Source organism: Shimia ponticola (assembly GCF_007995215.1).
In the GTDB taxonomy this organism is placed as follows: domain Bacteria; phylum Pseudomonadota; class Alphaproteobacteria; order Rhodobacterales; family Rhodobacteraceae; genus Shimia_B; species Shimia_B ponticola.
Window position 1 is genome coordinate 56,937 of the sequence record NZ_VCDK01000008.1, and the last position, 19,068, is coordinate 76,004.

General features: G+C 59.0%; 20 protein-coding genes. 4 read left to right on the forward strand and 16 right to left on the reverse strand.

The window, feature by feature from the left end; genetic code table 11:
• Positions 1 to 3: 3 nt before the first annotated feature.
• The 12 genes from FE702_RS17435 to FE702_RS17490 form a co-directional block, all read right to left on the reverse strand.
• Complete coding sequence (locus FE702_RS17435; RefSeq protein ID WP_147127624.1) at positions 4 to 828, reverse strand: phage baseplate assembly protein V; 825 nt, start codon at positions 826 to 828, stop codon at positions 4 to 6.
• A gap of 10 nt (positions 829 to 838) precedes the next feature.
• Positions 839 to 2,011, reverse strand: a complete 1,173-nt coding sequence (locus FE702_RS17440) for a phage late control D family protein (RefSeq protein WP_147127625.1) — start codon at positions 2,009 to 2,011, stop codon at positions 839 to 841.
• Entirely contained in the window at positions 2,011 to 2,349 is a 339-nt protein-coding gene (locus tag FE702_RS17445; RefSeq protein WP_147127626.1) for a hypothetical protein, read from the reverse strand. Before FE702_RS17445 ends, FE702_RS17440 begins: the two co-directional genes overlap by 1 nt.
• A 14-nt stretch (positions 2,350 to 2,363) precedes the next feature.
• A complete protein-coding gene (locus FE702_RS17450) occupies positions 2,364 to 2,981 on the reverse strand; it encodes a hypothetical protein (protein WP_147127627.1) in 618 nt (205 codons plus the stop codon).
• Positions 2,971 to 3,183 (reverse strand): hypothetical protein, encoded by a 213-nt coding sequence (locus FE702_RS17455; RefSeq protein ID WP_147127628.1) that lies wholly within the window; start codon positions 3,181 to 3,183, stop codon positions 2,971 to 2,973. The genes FE702_RS17450 and FE702_RS17455 overlap by 11 nt, the downstream gene beginning before the upstream one ends.
• Positions 3,180 to 4,562 carry an ATP-binding protein gene (locus FE702_RS17460; RefSeq protein ID WP_147127629.1) on the reverse strand — a complete coding sequence of 461 codons (1,383 nt, stop codon included), beginning with the start codon at positions 4,560 to 4,562 and terminating at the stop codon, positions 3,180 to 3,182. The genes FE702_RS17455 and FE702_RS17460 overlap by 4 nt, the downstream gene beginning before the upstream one ends.
• On the reverse strand, positions 4,559 to 5,527 hold the full coding sequence (locus tag FE702_RS17465; RefSeq protein WP_147127630.1) for a Pvc16 family protein: 969 nt from the start codon (positions 5,525 to 5,527) through the stop codon (positions 4,559 to 4,561). The genes FE702_RS17460 and FE702_RS17465 overlap by 4 nt, the downstream gene beginning before the upstream one ends.
• A gap of 3 nt (positions 5,528 to 5,530) precedes the next feature.
• Positions 5,531 to 6,625 (reverse strand): hypothetical protein, encoded by a 1,095-nt coding sequence (locus FE702_RS17470; protein WP_147127631.1) that lies wholly within the window; start codon positions 6,623 to 6,625, stop codon positions 5,531 to 5,533.
• A complete protein-coding gene (locus FE702_RS17475; RefSeq protein WP_147127632.1) occupies positions 6,622 to 7,410 on the reverse strand; it encodes a hypothetical protein in 789 nt (262 codons plus the stop codon). Before FE702_RS17475 ends, FE702_RS17470 begins: the two co-directional genes overlap by 4 nt.
• A gap of 5 nt (positions 7,411 to 7,415) precedes the next feature.
• The gene (locus FE702_RS17480) at positions 7,416 to 7,928 is read right to left on the reverse strand and encodes a phage tail protein (RefSeq protein WP_147127633.1); all 513 of its coding nucleotides are present in this window, start codon (positions 7,926 to 7,928) and stop codon (positions 7,416 to 7,418) included.
• A 50-nt stretch (positions 7,929 to 7,978) separates the two neighbouring features.
• Entirely contained in the window at positions 7,979 to 9,490 is a 1,512-nt protein-coding gene (locus tag FE702_RS17485) for a phage tail sheath C-terminal domain-containing protein (protein WP_147127634.1), read from the reverse strand.
• A 472-nt stretch (positions 9,491 to 9,962) separates the two neighbouring features.
• Entirely contained in the window at positions 9,963 to 10,871 is a 909-nt protein-coding gene (locus tag FE702_RS17490; protein ID WP_147127635.1) for a sulfotransferase family protein, read from the reverse strand.
• Between the two features lie 141 nt (positions 10,872 to 11,012).
• On the opposite strand from FE702_RS17490, the gene FE702_RS17495 reads away from it, so the two are divergent.
• Genes FE702_RS17495 through FE702_RS17510 form a run of 4 tightly spaced genes read left to right on the forward strand, consistent with a single transcriptional unit; the run spans position 11,013 to position 15,194 of the window.
• The gene (locus tag FE702_RS17495) at positions 11,013 to 11,849 is read left to right on the forward strand and encodes a radical SAM/SPASM domain-containing protein (RefSeq protein WP_147127636.1); all 837 of its coding nucleotides are present in this window, start codon (positions 11,013 to 11,015) and stop codon (positions 11,847 to 11,849) included.
• Complete coding sequence (locus tag FE702_RS17500; RefSeq protein WP_147127637.1) at positions 11,850 to 12,992, forward strand: glycosyltransferase family 2 protein; 1,143 nt, start codon at positions 11,850 to 11,852, stop codon at positions 12,990 to 12,992.
• Positions 12,993 to 13,025: 33 nt separating this feature from the next.
• Positions 13,026 to 14,321, forward strand: a complete 1,296-nt coding sequence (locus tag FE702_RS17505; protein ID WP_186827152.1) for an FAD-binding oxidoreductase — start codon at positions 13,026 to 13,028, stop codon at positions 14,319 to 14,321.
• An 18-nt stretch (positions 14,322 to 14,339) separates the two neighbouring features.
• Positions 14,340 to 15,194, forward strand: coding sequence for a glycosyltransferase family 2 protein (locus FE702_RS17510; RefSeq protein ID WP_147127639.1), 855 nt, complete (start codon positions 14,340 to 14,342; stop codon positions 15,192 to 15,194).
• 6 nt (positions 15,195 to 15,200) lie between these two features.
• On the opposite strand, the gene FE702_RS17515 is transcribed toward FE702_RS17510, so the two are convergent.
• From FE702_RS17515 to FE702_RS18705, 4 genes are all read right to left on the reverse strand, one after another.
• Positions 15,201 to 16,421, reverse strand: coding sequence for a flavin monoamine oxidase family protein (locus tag FE702_RS17515; RefSeq protein ID WP_147127640.1), 1,221 nt, complete (start codon positions 16,419 to 16,421; stop codon positions 15,201 to 15,203).
• Positions 16,418 to 17,779 carry a methyltransferase domain-containing protein gene (locus FE702_RS17520; protein WP_186827153.1) on the reverse strand — a complete coding sequence of 454 codons (1,362 nt, stop codon included), beginning with the start codon at positions 17,777 to 17,779 and terminating at the stop codon, positions 16,418 to 16,420. The genes FE702_RS17515 and FE702_RS17520 overlap by 4 nt, the downstream gene beginning before the upstream one ends.
• A gap of 51 nt (positions 17,780 to 17,830) precedes the next feature.
• Positions 17,831 to 18,706, reverse strand: coding sequence for a class 1 isoprenoid biosynthesis enzyme (locus FE702_RS17525; protein WP_147127642.1), 876 nt, complete (start codon positions 18,704 to 18,706; stop codon positions 17,831 to 17,833).
• A partial coding sequence (locus tag FE702_RS18705; protein ID WP_222611838.1) for a glycosyltransferase family protein occupies positions 18,703 to 19,068 on the reverse strand: 366 nt, incomplete at its 5' end. The genes FE702_RS17525 and FE702_RS18705, both read right to left, overlap by 4 nt.

Sequence of the window (19,068 nt, forward strand, 5' to 3'; positions counted from 1 at the left end):
GACTTAGCTCGCCTTCGTTTTCATCGTGGCGTGGGCCGGGGCAGGGGCCGGGGTGGTCGGTGGGCCGGTCACCCCGCTGGGGCCGGGGATCGGATGCTGGTGGGCGTTGAAGATGTTGAGAAAGCTGTCCTTCACGAGGGCCGCGCCGCCCGATCCCGCGAGGTTCACGCTGGAGCCTGTGATGTTCACGGTCGAAGAGGTCGTGATGTCGACGCCGCCGCCTGCGCAGACGATCTCGTTGCCGTTGGAGTCGACGCAGGTCATGCCCGATGAGGTCATCGAGATGCTGTTGCCATTGGCGTCCTCGACGGTCAGCTCGCCAGCCTCGGCATCCAGCGTCACTGTCCCGCCATCCTGCCCGGTCAATTGGATCGACCCGTTTTCATCGAGCAGGATCTCAGCCTCGTTGCCGGAAGTCAGAGTGATCCGCGCGGCGTCGTCGGTGTCGTCAAAGACCAGCTTGTGACCGGCACGGGTCATCAAGACCTTGTGGTCGGGATTTTCATAAGCCTCGGGAACTTCGCCCTCGGCCCGCCAGAACGTGCCGGACCAGACGGGGGAGGACGCGTCGCCTTCGAGGAATTCGGCCACCACGGATGCCCCAACCGGTGGGACCGACAGCATCCCCACCTGATCTGCACCGCCATAGGGCACGATGGGCAGCGCCCAAGTGCTGTCGACTTGCCCCAGAACCGACGGGATCGACAGGATCAGACGCCCCATGGCTTGCGGGTCCTCGTTATCGACGACAATCGCGCGGAATTTGCCGTAATACTTGGTCTCCTGCGCGCGGGTCGTGGCCTCGATACTGCGAAAGATCTCACTCATGGCATCCTCCTCAGAACAGGCTCGAAATGGCGGAAATGACGGAATTGAGCGGCGGTGCGCCGACGCTATCGGTTTCGCCCGTTGCGTTGCGGATCAGCTGGAACCCTTGGCGGTATCCTTCGGGCGAGAATTTGTGCGTGACGGTGTCGACGTAATAGAGGCCACCATTGCGGCTGCCGGTGCCATCGACCGAAACGGTCAGACCGGGCAGCAGGACATGACCATAAAGCGTCCCGTCCAGTTCCCCCGTCGCCATCACTTTGAACGCGTTTTCATTGGCAAGGCCCTGCGCGCGGGCAGTCATTTCCTCTTCGGTCTCGTCGCCTTCTTTCTTGACCTTCCAAACCGATGGCGTGCCGAGACCTGCACCTGCGGCCCCTGTCGGAACCTGCCCCAAGAGCGGTTCATCGGGTGCGACGGTGACGGCCACGGGGTCGGTACCGCCATCGCGTGGGGCGATTTCAAAGGCGACGGCGTCGGGTTTCTGGCCGTCTTCCGAGACGTTGAAGGACAGGCAATTCGTGGCGTCGCCCGCATAGACCATGATCGCCGCTTGCGGGTCGCCATCCAGCCGTTTGGGGCCGAAATAGACACTGCCCCGGCGAAAGATCAGCTCGAACCCATTGGCCTTGGCTCGTTCGCGCATGAACTGGATCGGGCGGCCATCCTGGGACAGCGCACGCGAGGCGGCACCGTCCGGTCCGGCCTCCATGCCAAGCGACAGGGGTTTGATCAGTTCGGTGATGATCGTGCGGTCGGTGACCGGTTGGTCCTCGGTCCCCCAGACCTCGCGCACATGCTCTCGGTTGAAAGCGGCGCTTTCGTCCATGAACTCAATGGTCAGCTTCGCTTCGCCGCCATTCTGCGGATAGTTCGGCTTCAGCGCGGTGATGAAGCCGCGCAGGATTTCATCTGTGTGGGTCTGAAAATCCGCTGAAATCACGATCGGCTCCCACGGCGCGAAAAGCCCGCTGTCAGACCCCATCCATTGGCCTGCCTCGTCGCGGCGGTCGTCAATCGTGATGGTGCCGCCTGCCGCCTCAAGCCTTGAGGTCTGCACCTCAATTGCGCTTACCAGAGGGGCCAGATTGCCGATATCCTGTTTGGCCGCGCCGACCTCAATGATGACCGAGGCGGCCTGACGGAACCCGGGATCCAGTAGATCGGCAAGCAGGCTGACCATCACACACCCCCATCACGGCGGCGTGGGATCAGGACGGGTTCGCCCATGGCCTCTTGTGCATGGTCATCCGCGTCCGGGTTGGCATCGGGACCGTAGACCAGATCTTCTGCAAAGAGCGTGCCTGCGTTGCAGTCCGCGACCCTGCGCCAGTCACGCGGGTTGGCGTAGTATTCATGGCCCAAGCGATCCAGACGATCACCGGTTGCGACGGCATGTTCAAGGATCGGCTCAGGGTCCGCGACGGGCCGGGGGCGCACCCCGCGAAACGCGGGCTTTGCGCCGTCTTCGGACTCAAATCCTGGGAGGTTTTCGTAGTAGCTGCCTTTGAAGAAGGCCATTTGTCAGAGCCTTTCTAGCTGATGAGGTTAAGCGCCGTGCCCATCGTCTGACGGACCTTTTCAGCGGTGAAGAATGGGTTGGCGCTTTCGATGACTTGCATCGTGAGGCCCATCTCGGCGCGGTAGGGCATGAGGTTGGGCAGATGCAGGGTCTCTTTCTGCGACACGGACGTCAGAAAGACCGGCAAGAGCTGCATGCCCCAGGCAAAGATCAGGACGGAGGCCACCTCTTGCCGCTCGAACGCGCGCGCACCGGGCAGACCAAGGGAGGAGAGCACTTTCACGCCGCCCGGACCCTGCACCTTGGGTTCGGCCATGGCGCGCAGTGTGTCGATCTGAGGTTGCACGCCAAAGGTCGCGGCAATCGTGTTGCCGTCGTTCATCTTGTCGGTGGCATCAAGCATGATCGTGACCGAAAAGCTTTCGGCCTGCATTTCGACGCCTTGCGCCACGCGCGCGGTTTCGAGAGGCGAGACAAAGTCATACCCACCCCGTGCGCCCGGCGCGTTACCAGTTTTGACGGACACGGTGCGCGTGCGCGAAATGTCCTGCGGGTTGAACGCGAATTGCAGCGCAAGCGGCGGGATCGTCAGCCCGTATTCAAAGAGCATGCCTTTGGTCTCAACGGCCATAGGTCCCTCCCTTGCGCGGCATTTGCATGGTCACGGATTGCGCAATCTGCGCACCGGTCTGGCCTTTTGCGGTGATCTGCGTTGGCGGCGTGCCGCCTTTGGCGATCTCTTGTGCAATGGCTTCGCCAATGGCGCGGGCGTCGTGGCCCGCTGTGTTGGCCAGATGGGCAGGCAAGGTCAGTTTCAGACGCTTGATCCTCATGACCCGTCCTCCGCATCCAGAAACTCAGCGAGGAACCCGATTTCGGCCCGGCGGACCTGACGGCTGTCTTTGTCCAGCTCGGCCCAGACTGCGCGGGCGATGTGGGGCCAGTCGATGGCGTCCTCGGCCTCTGCCGCCAGCACGGCGGCATAAGTCGCCGCGTTCGAAATTGCGCCGCCGGGCAGGCCAACGGCGTCGCCCAGTTGCACCAAGTCGAGCCGATCCGAGCGCGGCGCAGCTTTGGGCAGGAGGACATCCCAAAGCCGCGCGCGCGACGCCGCATCGGGCGTCGGGAAATCGACGACAATCTGGAACCGGCGCAAAAACGCGGCATCGACATTGGACCGCAGGTTGGTGGTCAGGATCACTGGACCACTGTGCCGTTCAAATCGGGCCAACATGTGCGAGACCTCAAGGTTCGCATAACGATCGCGTGCGTCGGACACGTCACCGCGTTTGCCCAAGAGGCCGTCGGCCTCGTCGATTTGCAGGATCGCGCGGCGGCCTTCGATGGCATCAAGCAGCGCGTTCAGGTTTGCCTCGGTCTCGCCCACGTATTTCGACATGATCCGACCGAGATCGAGCGAGAACAGCGACCACGGCTCGCCCGTGCGGCGGGTCAAATCCTGCGCCAGAACGGCGGCGGCAAAGCTCTTTCCCGTTCCCGACGGCCCGGAAAACAGTGCCAGCGGCCCAAAGACGCGGCGCGCATCCCAATCGCGTTTGATTTGCTCAGACCTGTGAATCCATGCCGTGAAATCCGTTAGACGGCGCAGGGTGGCGGCGGGGAGAACAAGGTCGTCCCAATCGCCCGACGCCTCGCTCAGATGTGCTCCCGACGGCGGGGCCAGTTCCGGATCACGGCCGAGCACCGCACGGATAAGCAGGGGGGTCGGGCGGATGATCTGGGATGGGGTTGCCCCCTCGACCCGGATCAGACCCAGCCGGACAATCGGAGCCGTCGACACGAGGCGTTGAAACAACAGGCTGACATCGCCCGCGTCGCTCAGCATCAAAAGCTCTTGGATCAGGGCTATCCCAGGCCACGGGCTGGCGGCCTGTGGCTGCAGGGATTGGATACGCGGTCCCATGGCCGGCCACGCCACAGGAGCCAAAGCAAGTGCCATGAGATCAAGGTCCAGCCGTGTGATCCCGTTCAGATCCTCGCTGCTGAACGGCCCCATGAGACCGGCCCACGACCCTGATGTCCGGGCTTCGTCTGATGCATCGGCGAGCGTCTCGAATTGATCGGCAAAGCTGTCGGGCATCTGCTGCCCCGTGCGCACAGCCTCAGCCAGTGCCAACATCTGATCAATGCGCGCCCATTCGGTTGCCAGCATCGCCTGTGTCACGGCGCGGTCTTCGGTGGCCATGTTCATGGCTGATCCTCCACCATGATGGTCAGACGGTTTCCGGAAAGTGATGGATCGCTTGGATGTCGGGCGTGGATTTGCGCCACGTCGCCCGCGGTCGTGGGGCCCAGAGGCACATTCACCTGCGCATTGGCTCCGTCAAAGAACGAGGACTTCACACGGCGGAATGCGCTTTGTTCGTCCGTCGTGCCGTCATGGCGGGTCCAGTCAAAGACGACCTCGACCCGCGCTTTGATCAGGCCAGAGAGCAATGGACCCACGGTTTCTGTCCCCGCAGGCACGGTGATCGTGTTCGTCAGTCCATCATCGCCAAGGAACATCATCGTCGGCACCCAGTTCAACGCGGCATCAGATGGCGGGATGCTGATTGGATCGTCACTGAGCGACGGCGTTGCGTTTGGTGACAGATCAAGGATTGCCGCCGACACAGGCGCTGGCGGTGCAACGTAGGACAACGGCTCGATCGGGATCAGGGACAGCTCATAAGCTGCGGACAGCCGATAGGCCAACTCGCCGCCTTGAGTGGTCCAGATGTGGTTCAGCTCTTCCATGGTCGGGGCCTGAAGCGCCGCCTGAAGCCGGTAGTATGTGGTTTCCGGATCAAGGTTTGGATCAGGGGGATCAGCGGGAAAGATGTCTGGAATTTCCGGCGTCGATTGCAGAACCGCCATCGCGTGGCCCAACACCCGTAGGTCCGTGTCCTTTTCGGCGTCCTTGCGTGGAAAGGCCGTAATCAGCACCGAGACCCGCACATAGGTGGGCTCATTTGCGGTGGTGTCAGCGTGAAACCCGGACGGCGCGATGCGGTAGACAAAGATGTTGACCGTATCGAGGTTTGGCAGGTCCTTGGCGATGGTTTCCGCCTTTTGGGGCGTGTCCACGCTGACCGTGATCCCGTTGGGAACCGAGCGGGCCAGGTAATCGGCAAATCCCTTGATCGCTGTGCTGAGGGAAGAATGGTTCACGGCCATGGATCAAAGCCCCCCAAGAAAGCGGCGGCGGGCAAAGTTCGAAAAGTCCTGCGCCAGATCACGACCCGGCGGGCCAGCTTGTGTTGCGGGTTCCAGAACGGTCACGTCGATTTGGTCGATCTGCACTTTGGCAGGCCCTGTTGGCATTCCTTGCCCAGGAATGGCGGGTGCAGACGCAGGCTCTGTCGGGGTCTCTGTTGCAATTCCATCAGGTCCAAAAGCCGCTCCATCCGCTTCGTAGAGGCCGGTTTCGCCGCCCAATGAAGCGGGTTCGGCCCCAACGGCGCCTGAGGCGTCCACCCTGGCAAGGGCGGGGCTCGCGTCGCGACGCAATGTCATGGCATCGGCTGCGCCAATCTCGTCCGGCAAGCCAGACATGGCATCCGGCATCGTTGAATTTTCCGCTGTCAGCGCGTCGCCTTCGGGCTGCTCCATTCGCGCAAGCGGGGCGGCGTCTTCTTCCTCCATGCGGGACAAAGGCTGTGCTTCATCCTCCTCCATGCGGGCGATGGCTTGCGCCTCGTCTTCTTCCATCCGGCGCAAGGTTTGAGCTTCCTCTTCTTCGGCGCGACGCAGGGGGGCCGCCTCCTCTTCTTCCATGCGGGACAGCGGTTGGGCCTCGTCCTCCTCGGTCCGCTGCAAGGCTTGCGCCTCCTCCTCCTCTTCCATTCGGGCAAGAGGTTGGGCTTCTTCCTCTTCAGCGCGCCGTAAGGGCGCGGCGTCTTCGTCTTCCATGCGGGACAAGGGCTGCGCCTCTTCCTCTTCGGCACGGCGCAGGGTTTGAGCTTCGTCTTCCTCCATACGGGCCAAAGGCTGAGCCTCGTCCTCCTCGGTGCGGCGCAGGGGGGCAGCGTCTTCCTCTTCCATCCGGGCCAGAGGTTGCGCCTCGTCCTCCTCCATGCGGGCGAGGGGTTGCGCGTCTTCGTCCTCCGCGCGGCGAACGGTCTGAGCCTCTTCGTCTTCCATGCGGGCCAAAGGTTGGGCGTTTTCCTCTTCGGCCATGCGGGCAATCGGCGCGGTCATGGCCTTGGGACGCAGGCTCACGACATGGGCTGCGGGGCGTCCGGCGCGAGCGGCAAGGCGATTGAGCAAGCTCATCGTTTTGGCCCCCCTGTGCTTGCGATCATCTGCGCATGGCGGCGACGGCGGGAGGTCGGCATGGCAAGGATCGTGGGTTCGTCCCAACCGTAGGTTCTGGCCAAGAGATAAACGTCGCGGTCGATGCGTTCCGGCTTGGGAAAGGCAAAATCAAGCGGGTCAAGCCGCAGCGCCAAGTCGCCTCCACAGGCGGGGCAGGAGGAGGTGATTTCCTCGGCCACGTCCGGCGTGGCATCGTCGAGAGCCGTCTCGATTGCGATCAGGTCTTCCGAGGTGAATTGATCTGCCTCTGATCCCGCGTCAGGGGCTAACCCGGTGACGGCGGCCAAAACACGCAGATCGGCCTGCTGCGCCAAGGCCGCTTCTGTGCGGCCATTCGGCACCTCAAACCTGCGTGGCCCCAAGGACGTCTTGACCGTGATGACCGGAAAGGCTGCTCCCGGCGCGCTCTTTGGCACAGACGCCAGATCGACCGACAAATCGAACGGCTGTTGGCACACCCCGCATGGCGCGGTGAACCAGCCTTGATTGCCGAAGAACACCCGCGCGGTACGAAGCAAAAGCCACGCCCGCGCGCCGGTGGCAAGCACATCTGTCAGACCCGCGCGCATGGCCACGCCGCCCACTTCGGCGAACATGGCTTCCAGCACCGCCGACACTTTGGACGGGCGGGGCAGGCGGCTATGGGCTGCTTCAGCGAGATCCAACTCGACCATTCCGGTCATGCGACGCGGCACAGCAGAGGGATAGGCCACAGCCAGTGTATGAGGCGCGCGGTCTGACATTGTGATCAGGTCTCCGCAGGCTCGGCCACGGCGACATCGCGGGTGAAGCCTTCGTAGGCCAGCGTGATCGACTGAATGCCAACGGTGTTCATGTTGTTGGCGTCGAACTCTGGCAGGGCCTGAAACTCGGTCACCCACGCGCGGCGAAGCTGATACGAAATCGCGGGGATGCCCTGCAGGTTAAGGACGTTGATTGTCACGCTCCGGCGATAGTTCAGCAGACTCATGCCCGCGTCACCATCGGCCACGTTGTTCACCGAGTTGGCCCATTCTTCAAAGATCGGGTCATGGGACAGCCCGTGCTCCAGGGCCACGTTTTCAAACTTGGTCCCGCCGGGCATCGCGCGTTGATAGCTGGGGTCACCGGCGGCACGCCAATTCACGACCTCGGTGGTCTTTTTCAAAGCGCCCATCTTGGACAGACCAGCAACGGTCTTGCCGTCGATGACGACCTGAAACTTGAAGGTACGGTAGGGATCATAGCGATGTGCGTTCGCAGGGAATGTAGGCGCTGGCATAACCACGGCCTCCTTTTGTCAAATGCTGTTCGAAAAAGGTCAGGCCGCGATTACGCGGCTTGGCCGACTTTCTGGGAAATCTGGACGACGACAAATTCTGCAGGTTTCAGCGGTGCAAACCCGACCGAGACGCGGACAATGCCGGCATCAATGTCGCCTTGAGTCATGGTCGACCCAAGCCCACACTGGACGAAATAGGCATCCGATGCCTTGGCCCCCTGAAACGCGCCAGCGCGGTGGAGACCGTCCATGAAATCGCCCACGCCGCCACGCAGTGCGGACCAGAGCTTGTGGTCGTTGGGTTCGAACACGACCGCTTGCAAGGCCCGATAGAGGCTTTCGCCGATCATGTTCTGTGTGCGACGAACCGAGATGTAGCGGAATTCGGGCTTGGTCTTGGTCGCCCGTGTCCGCGCGCCCCAGACCACGTTTGGCCCCACGATTGACCGGATGCAGTTGACGCCTTCGGGGTTCAGGTTGTCCTGAATGGCGTTACCGATCAGGCGCTTGGGACCAAGCGTGCCACGCACAGTGGCCTCAAGCCCGCCGGGAGCCTTCCACACACCACGCGTGCTGTCGATCCGCCCCCAAAGCCCTGCCGCGAACGCGCCAGGCCCCAGGTCAAAGGTCTTGGGCAGGCTAGCGGCAGATTCATTGTGATAGGGGTTCAGCACCGTCAGATGCGGATGATAGGTCGCCGCGAAAGGCGAGGTCGTCAGACCCAAAGCGTTCACATCCGTGGCCGTTTTCAGGTCGGTGTCGTTCGGATCGACGATGACCATGCGGTTCTTCATGAACTCAGCATGGGCGATGGCCTTTTGATAGGTCGTCTGGTTGGCGTTCCATGTCAGACCCGGCAGGCAAATGATCGAGATGTCGCGGTAGTCCTTGAGCACATCAAAGGCCAAGCCGTATTCGACATTGGTCAGCTTGGTGCTGTTTTTACCCGTGGCAAGCGTCAGCGTCGCCGGAAGCGTCCCGCCAGACACCTTTTTGGCGGCCTCAAGTGTCACCAGGCCAGATTCTGCCGTGACAACATCGGCTGCGGAATTTGCTTCGTCCGGAGCAAGCGTCAGGTTGGTGTAGGTCTCTACCGTTTTGTCCTTGTAGAGAACGCTGATGGTCACTTCGGGTGCCGCAGCGCCAGCCTCGACTTTGACCTTCAGGTCATTGCCCCAGGTTCCCGGCGATTTGGCCGTCGCGCTGACGTCATAGGTATCGCCATCAACTTTGACCTTGGCTTCGATGGTGGCTGCGACCTCATCAGAGGTATCCAACGGGACGATATACGCCTTGGTGCCGCCATTGGCGAAATAGGCGTTGATGGCATGGCCCATCACATCGACCTGATCGCCTTGGTTGTAAATGCCGCCAGCACCACCGCCGAGGGGGCCGAACGCGGATGCATATTGACCAACAGAGGTGATGAAAATCGGCTTGACGGTGGCCGCGCTGCCGCGACCGACCGGACCGACAAAAGCCGTGACCGAGGTCGAAGCCGCCTCGATTGCAAGCGCGCCCGAGGGGACGTGTTCTACATAGACGCCGGGGTGTTGATACATGGAATTCTCTCCCTTCAAATATCTGGGCGGTCCACCAACAGGGCAGACCGAAGGCAAAAGGTCTTCTGCCCGCGCCAAAGCCATGACGCGGCGGTACAAAACAGATCTGGTCGGGGCAGTAAGCTCGGGTAAAATTCCCGAAGGGTCCGCCGGAAAAATCAGATGATCAATACAGTCTTAAGTTGTGAAACAGTGTTGTGAGTCGTCTTAAAAAAATCAAGGCGGGATTCCTTACCCAGCGTAATCGGCGGAATATGGCACGCTCGCATCCGCTCGATTCGTTGGGCTGGGGAGTGAGCCGTTGTGGTCGTAACCGTCTGACCAAAAACGCTTTCTTCGGTCTTTCCGACACAGCCTAGCAAGAGCCTCGACTCAACATAAGACGGATTATGCGAGGCGACCATTACAGCCGCATAGCCAAAACGTCCTTAGCGTTGAACGGCCTCGAATGATGAGGAGAACAGGACGCAGTCTAAACGTCTATGCCCCACAGACCCTTGATATCAACGCCATAAGTGTCGCGGAGCCGTCGAAGGTCGGGCGTCAGGATCTCCATCACCTCTGCGCGTTCCGTTTCGTCCAGTTGGTACCGTGGGCCTGTGACCCGCAAAGCGTCTGAGTTATGCCACCGTCGCAAACGTTCGAGACCCACGACAAGCTTGAGCACATACTTGATCGCCATTGAGACTGGCGCCTTGCTTTGGGCAAAAGTGTTGCTCCACCTCGCACGGCTGTATTGCCCGCCGTCGTTTGCCTTTTCGAGATCAGCCTCCGGCAGCATTTTCGGATCGAGCCCCGCGTGCTCGCAGATTTTCAACACCGCGCCTCTTGGATCCGACCTCAACTCGTCATTGGTCAGGATCAGCAAGTCTTCTGCGGGAAACCGCTGAACATACTGATCGATCTGTTGCGCGTATTTTGTGCACTCGATCAGAGAACTCGTTCCGTCATTGCTCAGGTTCAGACCGTTGAACCATCCTTCGTAGAGCGCATGACGCGCGTGCGACTCGATACGCTCAATCGGGTTTCGAACGATGTACACGAACTTCATCCTCGCGCCGCTCAGCGTGCTCATTCGGTCTGGAACATGGGGCAGCATCGGAAACTTGGCGTAAGATGTGGACGCCTCCAGCGCGACGACATGCTTTCCGGGCAACCACTCCCATAGGTTGTAGTAAGCGTCGAATCCGTTTGCCCAAACATCATTGTCGGAGAAGAAATCAGGCTCTTTCTCAGCAGGTCGGCAGACCTGCGGATGATTCGATAGAAGGCGAAACACACTTGTCGTGCCGCTCTTCATCGCGCCAATGACAAAGAGAAATTGGTCAGGATGTGCTGAAATGGGCGTCACTTCGCCGACGATAGAAGAACGCGTATTCAAAACAAAATTCCTCTTCAGACAAATCGACGCACAACCCCAGCTTGAGAAAAATAAAACGTTTGAAAGAAAAATGGCAAGAGATATAGATTGAAATTGAACTTAGCCAAGTTTTTTTATTGTCCCTATCAGAGTCATTCCATCATGATCAGCCGAGTGCTCCCGTATGTCGCGACGAGGTTCCAGTCCAAAGGGGTTCTAGACGTAGCCAGCCTTGGCTTTCGCATCGCTGGCTTCCAGGCTGGTGCCGTCGCCTTGTCGAATATTGCGCGCAAGAGCTATGCAGGATCAGTGAATAATCCTGCTCTCAAGGCGATCCAGATCGAGACCTTGGCCTTCTGCAACTATAAGTGCTCTTTTTGTCCGACTAACCAAATTGAGATGCCCAAGGGTCGAATGACAGATCGACTGTTTGAGAGCCTCATCGACCAACTCAGAGAGTTCGAAGGAGAGATTCGCCTATACCTTCGCAATGAGCCCCTCTTGGACAAACGCATTTTCGACTTTGCGAAAACGGCAGACGAACAGACCAAGGGCAAGGTTGTCATCCAGACGAACGGATCGCTGCTGACATACGAAGCGGCTCAGAAACTGGCACCACACGCCAAAATTGTAGTCAACGATTACACAGATGGCGAGGTCGGCTCTCGGATTGAGGAGTTCGCGAAGGAGTTCGACATCGTCATCGCCAACCGCGGATCGGACAAGGGCTTGTCGAACCGCGCTGGAAATCTGCCCTCGGCAAAACCCAAAAAGCTTGATGCGTTTTGCAACAGGCCGTTCAACCAACTCTACATTGCCTACAATGGCCAAGCCGCCTTGTGCTGTCAGGATTGGACATTGGAAGAGATCATGGGCGACGCCAGCGTCAGCACGTTGGAGGAAATCTGGACCGGTTCAACCATTGTGAACAAACGCAAAGAGCTTTTGGAACGGAAACGCACCGGCCTGTGCGCAAAATGCGATTATCCGGGTGTCTAGATGACACGGTCACGGACAGCCTGCCGCGCACTCGTCAATTTCCTGAGCTTTGCCACGAGACGAGGGTTTGAACCGATGCCGGTTCCGCACTCCACGATCAGGTGGGTTGATGGAAACGGCCAAACCATACCTAAGAACTGTCCCGACAGCTTGGCCGCTGCCAGTCAGGTTTTCATTCTGACTTCGTATCTGGAAAGATGCCCAGCCAAGCAACATGGGCAAGCGACGGCTCAGGTGCTTGAGCAACTGTTGCCGGCGGGTGAAGGCCAGGGATTGCCAGACGGAAAAGTTGTTTTGGCGTTTCAACACGGCGCGCATGATGCCGATGCCGCGTCGCGCCACGTCGCAGCAATCGTTGAGGGCATCCCAAAGGCGTTAAGGCCCTACCTTTTAATTGCGGTCATTGATCTTCATGGAAAGGTCAACGCGCTGAATCAGGTCACTCGGTCCCTGGCGCACACGGCATTCAACGGCGACCTGGGCTGGGTCGACGATGATGTCAGCCTCGGCCCGTCTTGCCTCGAGAACCTGGTGCGGCACCTTGATGCCAATCCCGAGCTGATCACAGTCGGCGCGTACAAAGTGCCCCGCCCGAACACCCAGTGGGCTGCAAAGTTCTTTCTTAAAACCAAGAGACAGTCGCACAAAACGGGCCGTCGTCTGCCGCACGGATGTGCGATCCTGTGCCGCTTTGATGCGATCCGCGAAGGCATCCCCGAACGGTACATCGGCGAAGACGGGTATCTCAGCCTAAAGTTTTTTGAGCCTGATATGCCAGATGCGCTCATGCGTCAGGCCGTTGTCGAAACCGCATTGTGTGAACACACGGTGGGCGGCCCAGTTTGGGAGATCATTCCAAGGATCCGGCGCACAATCCACGAGAACGCAATATTGCTGTCTGATTTCAATCAGGAGCATTCGGCGCGCTTCGCAGAAGAAGTTCTGTTCCATGGGCTGATGAAGACGCCGCAACAGCCCGGCCTCGGCTCGGTGCCCATCGCGAACAGATTTCTGTCTGGCTTGGTCTTTTCTTTCTACATCGCCGCCGGAACGGGCTTTGTGATCCGCGGGCTGCTGCGTCGCCCCATGCGCCGTGTCTCGTGGAGCGGCTACAGCAGATACGGACATCCCGATGGTGGTTAAGGCTTCCATCTGGGTCATTGGAGGGCTCACAACGTGCTAGACAAAAGTGGGGGCCCCGGAAGTCTTGGCCCGTCTGAGAGTTTTTCCGGGCTGATTTCGCAGACCCCTGCCTCGGTGAAGACGGTCTTTAACGCGGCAGAGGCACAGGCCTGCATCAAGGCGGCTCTTGATGCCAAACAGCCGGTGAATTTTCGTGGGGCCGGCCATTCGTTCGGGGATCACTGCATCTCGGACGGAGGCGTTTTGATCCTGAACGCTGACAAAAGCCGGTTCGACCTGCGCGAAGATCACAGCGTCTTGGTCAGTGGCGGGTTCACATGGACCGAACTTGAACGTCGGCTCAACCGACATGGGCGTCGGTGTCCCGTGTTGACCAATTGGCCAGATGTGACCGTGGCGGGCACCATGGCCTTTGGCGGTTTTGGGTGCAGCTCATACTCCCAAGGTAGTCAGGTCGATAACGTCACAGCCATTGAACTGATCGACGGATCGGCAAGCGTTCGACGACTTGGCCCGGCTGACCATGACCTTTGGGGAGTCGCAACCTGTGCTTCTGGTCGGCTCGGGTTCATCACCGCGGTTGAAATGTCCACACAACCCCTTGCGCCCCACCTCGCTCAGTTCACTCTGCGCCCGCCATCCGTCGAGGCGCTGACACAGGATTTGCAAGCCGTGGCGTCCGCCGCGTCGGGCAGGTTTGAGATGATGATGGGTCAAATCGACCTGAACGGTTTCAAGGTCGTCATTGGTCAGCCATGCGAACCCTCGGCCTCAACTTCTCCAGCATTGCTTGGGCCGGACCTCGGCGCACGCGATTGGCGCGACGTTTCCATGCCCTACGCGGACTGGTTCGTGACGATGCAGGAACGAGCCTTTAAGCCCAAGACAGCCTATATTTGGGCCGACTATGTTGTCGCCGAAGAGCATCTGGCTCAGATGCTGAAATCAACTCATCAAATGGCTTTTGCACATCCGGGTGCTGTCGCATGGCGGCCCCGCACGCGTATCTTGGCGATGCAAACCAAGGCGCAAGCGCCATCGCCGCAGCTTCTCTCCACGACCCGCGTCAAGAATGACGGAATCCTATATGGCGTCGGGGTCTACCTTGAACCCCACATCGAAGACGACGCTGCCGTCCAACACTGTCGGCACACATTGCACGAGCTTCTAGAGACGTGCCTAGGATTTGGCGGACGCCCGTATCTTTCAGGTTGGCATGAACCCGACGCCGAAATCATCGCCGATGATGATCTGAGCACCGCGCGCGAGATTTTGGCACGGCAAGATAATGACAGCCTGATGAACCCCGGTCAGATGCCCCTGATTTAACCCCGGAGGCCGCGCCGCGTGAATATCTCCACGTCTTTCGACACGCCGCAAATCAATCCCGATCTGATCCTGCAAACGTCAGACCGACCCCCGGCGGAAATCACGGTCCTGCTTCCCCACTATGAGGGCGAGGCATATCTCCCGTTGGCGGTTCAATCGGTTCTGGAGCAGAATTTTCGGGACATCGAACTCTGGGTGCTGGATGACGCCAGCAGGAACACGGCATGGCTTGAGACGCTGAAACCATGGAAACATGAGCCGAAGCTCAGGGTGTTTCGCGCGGACCGGAATGTTGGCACCTACCGCCTAAAGCGACTGTGCATCGACCACATCAAAAGCCCCTTTATCGGCTTTCACGATGCTGACGACATCTCGGAACCCAACAGGTTTGGCGAGCAAAGGCGCGTCATGATCCGGCGTAACCTTGATATTATGGGCACGTCGTATCGCGTGATTGATCCCGCAGGCACCGTCATTGGGCAAAAGCGTATGCCGTTCAGCGCCAGTTTCTGGGCGCGGCTTGGAAAAACATTTGTTCTGCACCATCCAACCATGATGGTGCGCAGAAGCGTTTTCGAAGACATCGGGTCATTTGATGGCAACACGCGCGTCGGCGCAGACACTGATTTCTTGCTCCGTGCAGCCCATGAATACCGCATGGGAAACACAAAAAAACGGCTTTTTCGGTACAGAGAGCATCCAAAGTCTTTGACGAATGCGTCAGACACCGGGTTCGGGTCGTCGGTCCGCGAAACCTATGGCAGGGAAATGATGATGCGCCACAAAGCGCGCCGCCGTGATCCGGACAATCCCAAGTGGCGGCACCCCCTGCCGCATGACACCCAGTTCACGCTTGAAGAAATCTCTTTGTGAACCGCTCTAGCCAAGGTCCGCATTGACGGCTTTTGCCGCTGCGGTTCCCGCTTTCATGGCCGAAGCAATCCCATAGCCCATGGGCGCACAGTAGTCACCGGCGAGGTATAGCCCGGCTTGCGCAAATGCCTGTGACGGCCAATTCGCAAGAAAGAGGCTGTTGGACAAAACTGTGCCACCAAGCGGCCAGTGCTGAATAGCGCTCGAAGTTATCTCGGAATCATGCACCGTTGTTCCGGCGACAAGGCTGAGCGCCTCAAGGCACACCTCACGCGCGGTTTGCTCATCCACACCTTGAATCCATTTTGCCTTTGCTCCGCTGAACAAAAACCCGACATGGGCAGGCGTGCCGTTTTTTCCGATGCGTTGCCCTACAGCGCTTGGTCGAAGCTCTGGCGTATAGGCATAGCTTACGCCGGGCATCTTGGGCTCTTTGAAACCAAATCCGACAACGCTGAAAGGACCATAGGTTACCGTTGCCAAGGCACTGGAAAGCTCGGGGAATATCGGACTCAGCAATGCGGCGGCAGTATTGGCGTCCGTCGCCAGAACCAGCCTTTCGCATCTAAACTCGGCCGGGCCGTCCGGGCCGACAACCATCACAGACCATCCGTCGCCCTGACGCGTCAAGCTTTCGGCCCGGTGGTTGATTAAGACATCGCAGCGCGCGACCATCTGCGCGGTCAGTTCGCCATTTCCGCCTTCATGATAGGACGGGTAAAACCGATGGAACGCGTCCAAAACCACTCTGGGACTGTAAGCCTCCAACTCTCCCGGATGCATGGAGGAAAAGAGATCATTCACCGTTTGCCGGGACACCGGATCAGACAGATCAAGGATCGCTTGACGCAACTCTTTCGCCTCAGCTGTGGTCGCCGCTGCGACCACCCGATCCAATTCCGCATCGGGACGCTCTTGCAAAAGCGCACGCAAACTTTCAAGCGGCGTCTCATGAAACGCCTTGGCGCCCTTTGAAAGAAGCCCAACCGCGCCATCCGCGCGGACAAAAGGCGACGGTTCCAGAAACTCCGGCAAACCTTCGGTCGCGTATCCAATGGTTGCGCCCAGCTCGAATGGCATACCATCAATATCGGTGGTCATGACACGACCGCCAACTCGGTCCGAAGCCTCAAGCACGATCTTGGCAGAGCCTTCAATTTGGCTTGCCGCTGCAAGGCCGGAAACACCGGCGCCGATGATCAAAACGTCTGTCTTGGTGGTGTTCATAAGTCAGCTTCTTCTTGCATGCGGGCCCTGTTGGCGGTGGCAATTTTCATTGCACCATCCTTGAATTTGGCCGGTAAGATCAGCGCTTCTTTGGATTGAAGCATCAATTGCAGATCTTCACCGCTTTTGGGGGGTGCGCCCTGCCCTTGCGCGGACGGGTGCCAATAGACCTGATTGAGAGTGTTCTGAAATTCACAGGACGATGGCGGCTGACGGGACACCGCAAAGCTTGCCCCAGGAACATCAGGGCCGCAGGCATCGCCGGGATCGTCAGTAATATCAGCCCAACTGGGGGCCCAAACTGTGTCATTGGCGATGTCCGCCGGCACACCATGTGCAAAGGTCTGCCTGCCTAACCGCAAAGCTTCCGTGGAAATGATCCTGCCAACGCTTTCGGGCGTGTCGACCATGTTCTGGCAGTAACGATAGGCCCGAAGCGGATTCACACGGTTGGCGGGCCACCATGCAAAGTCGAAATAGGCCAGACCCTCGGCCTTGGTGACCCTGATCTTTTCGCGTGAGAAAAGGGCGTGTTGGGGGATTTCCTGAAACGACGTCGAACAGAAAGCGACGTCAAACGCCCCGTCCTCAAACGGCAGGGGCGCGGTCAGATCATAGACCGCGTAGTCGCCAGCTGGATTTACAAAACTCTTGGTGATCCAGACATTCATGATCTGGCCATCCATCGAAAGGATTTCGGTCGCAGGGTCCAGGTGCAGAAACAACGCCTCGGCGATGCCGTGTCCGCAAGCCAGTGAAAGGACGGATCGGTTGCGCATTGGCCAACCGGAAAGCCCGGCCTTGGTCTGAGAAAGGCGGCCATCCATCCAGCGAGACACATACCAATAGTCTTCTGGCTTGCGCAGAAAACGATGAAACATCCCGAACAAAAGCGTCGCGACATAGGTGTTGGGAAAATTGGCGAGCGCCGCAGGTAACGGCAATCCCTTGGCAGTCGATGGCGTCCAGCCAATCAAACCATATCGGCCGTCTTCCGAGAGGGTTCGCGCAAAGGCAAGCTCGATGTCTCGCATATGCGCTTTGATGAAGTCGTAATAAGACTGGCTGTCAGAGCGATCGATCAGATTTGCAAGCACCGGAATATGGCGACGAACCCAACGCTTTAGGCCACCGACATCCCGACGTTCCAGATAGTGAACCCCGGCTGACAGAAGGGCCTGATACGGTTGAAACCGCTCTTCGGCCCCTCCGTACCCTTTGGACAGGGACAGCAGTGCAACACCATCAATGACCGGATAGTCAAAGCAATCGCAGCCAAGCAAACCCCATTTCAAGGCATCGGCATCCGTCTCGACAGGCTTCACCGCAAAGCCAGTGCCGCAAGCGGGGCAAGTCATCTTTTCAATGGCAGCAATTCTCATGGCGAGGCCGATCCGCGTTCTGACGTCCTAAAGCCCCGATCCCGCCGCCGGCAGGTCGGTCGCGCTGTAGGCGGGGGCTGTCGGCCTATGGGTCGCGGCATCAACCATCCCTCTGAGCGCCTCTTCAGCAGTCTCGATCACCCTTTCGACGCGCCATGCAAAATCCAATGCAGGCGGATGGGTCTTCATTCCCAAGCGGAATGTGGCGACGTAGTCTTCAAGAAGCGCAAGCGCCTCTTGTGCCTTCTGTGCAGAGCCATCAATCAGCACGACCAGATTGGCATCATCATCTGTTCCGGCTTGGAAATCCCGCAGATCATCAGAGATTTGGTAGATGACGCCGAAGGACTCAAAGATGCGATGCAAAACAGGTTTGAGCTGTGCATCGCACAGCAAATTGGCTGTGACATCGGTGTAGCGGGACAGCCAGTTGCCCGCCTTGCGCCGGGCCAACTGTTCCCATTCAACAAGGTTTTGCGCGGGGTTCACCGGTTCCGCCAACACGGTTTTCCAGATGGGAATCCACTGTTTTTCAAAATCTGCCAACGGATTGCTGAGCGGCGACACAGTTAGCAATTCCTGCGTGGCAAAGTCACAAATCGCGCTTCCGAACACCAGTTCCCGTGACTGGACCGGTGCATCATCATCGATGATGTCGTCGAGGAATTTCAGACCGATCATATGAATACAGAAGTTCGAACCGACTCTGATCCGCGTCTCGGGGTCTTTGATCCAGGCCGCACAACAATGCGGCACGCGGTGATAGCCGCCCAACCCGCGCGCATATGTTATGATCTGCTGGGACAGGCCCGCATCGATCAACAGCGTCTCGACCCGTTCTTGAACATGGTCTGCCACCGCCCGCCATTCGGCGACGTCCTTTTCCGCGTGTACCGATGTCATAGGGCGATGTTCTCTGAGAGTGCGTGACCAAATGCATCGCCCAGGCACCTCAGACGCCCCTTTGCCAACGTCGAAAGGGATGACCTGATACCCTTCTGTCGCGCCTTGATTTCGCGTTGAATATGCGGGTCATGCAGCTTTTTCACGCTTTGAGCGACGTCCGAAAGAGCCTCTGCATATAGGCCGACAAGGTTGTCCTGAATGTATGTCCCGACCCATTCCTCTTGCGGCAGTCCTGATCGAAACAGGATCATCGGCATGCCTAGGCTGATGGCCTCGAACATCGTGTTGGGACCGCTTTTGGCGATCAAAGCGCTTGACGCGTAGGCCGACACCTCTTGCAACAAGGCGATGAATTCGGA

Bases quoted from the DNA above. Each gene is read 5' to 3' on its own strand.
- FE702_RS17500 (WP_147127637.1), top strand. From the start codon at position 11,850: ATGACACGGTCACGGACAGCCTGCCGCGCACTCGTCAATTTCCTGAGC.
- FE702_RS17525 (WP_147127642.1), bottom strand. From the start codon at position 18,706: ATGACATCGGTACACGCGGAAAAGGACGTCGCCGAATGGCGGGCGGTG.
- FE702_RS17465 (WP_147127630.1), bottom strand. From the start codon at position 5,527: ATGGCCGTGAACCATTCTTCCCTCAGCACAGCGATCAAGGGATTTGCC.
- FE702_RS17475 (WP_147127632.1), bottom strand. From the start codon at position 7,410: ATGTCAGACCGCGCGCCTCATACACTGGCTGTGGCCTATCCCTCTGCT.
- FE702_RS17450 (WP_147127627.1), bottom strand. From the start codon at position 2,981: ATGGCCGTTGAGACCAAAGGCATGCTCTTTGAATACGGGCTGACGATC.
- FE702_RS17470 (WP_147127631.1), bottom strand. From the start codon at position 6,625: ATGAGCTTGCTCAATCGCCTTGCCGCTCGCGCCGGACGCCCCGCAGCC.
- FE702_RS17520 (WP_186827153.1), bottom strand. From the start codon at position 17,779: ATGACTTGCCCCGCTTGCGGCACTGGCTTTGCGGTGAAGCCTGTCGAG.
- FE702_RS17495 (WP_147127636.1), top strand. From the start codon at position 11,013: ATGATCAGCCGAGTGCTCCCGTATGTCGCGACGAGGTTCCAGTCCAAA.
- FE702_RS17485 (WP_147127634.1), bottom strand. From the start codon at position 9,490: ATGTATCAACACCCCGGCGTCTATGTAGAACACGTCCCCTCGGGCGCG.
- FE702_RS17515 (WP_147127640.1), bottom strand. From the start codon at position 16,421: ATGAACACCACCAAGACAGACGTTTTGATCATCGGCGCCGGTGTTTCC.
- FE702_RS17440 (WP_147127625.1), bottom strand. From the start codon at position 2,011: ATGGTCAGCCTGCTTGCCGATCTACTGGATCCCGGGTTCCGTCAGGCC.
- FE702_RS17460 (WP_147127629.1), bottom strand. From the start codon at position 4,562: ATGAACATGGCCACCGAAGACCGCGCCGTGACACAGGCGATGCTGGCA.
- FE702_RS17455 (WP_147127628.1), bottom strand. From the start codon at position 3,183: ATGAGGATCAAGCGTCTGAAACTGACCTTGCCTGCCCATCTGGCCAAC.
- FE702_RS17480 (WP_147127633.1), bottom strand. From the start codon at position 7,928: ATGCCAGCGCCTACATTCCCTGCGAACGCACATCGCTATGATCCCTAC.
- FE702_RS17445 (WP_147127626.1), bottom strand. From the start codon at position 2,349: ATGGCCTTCTTCAAAGGCAGCTACTACGAAAACCTCCCAGGATTTGAG.
- FE702_RS17435 (WP_147127624.1), bottom strand. From the start codon at position 828: ATGAGTGAGATCTTTCGCAGTATCGAGGCCACGACCCGCGCGCAGGAG.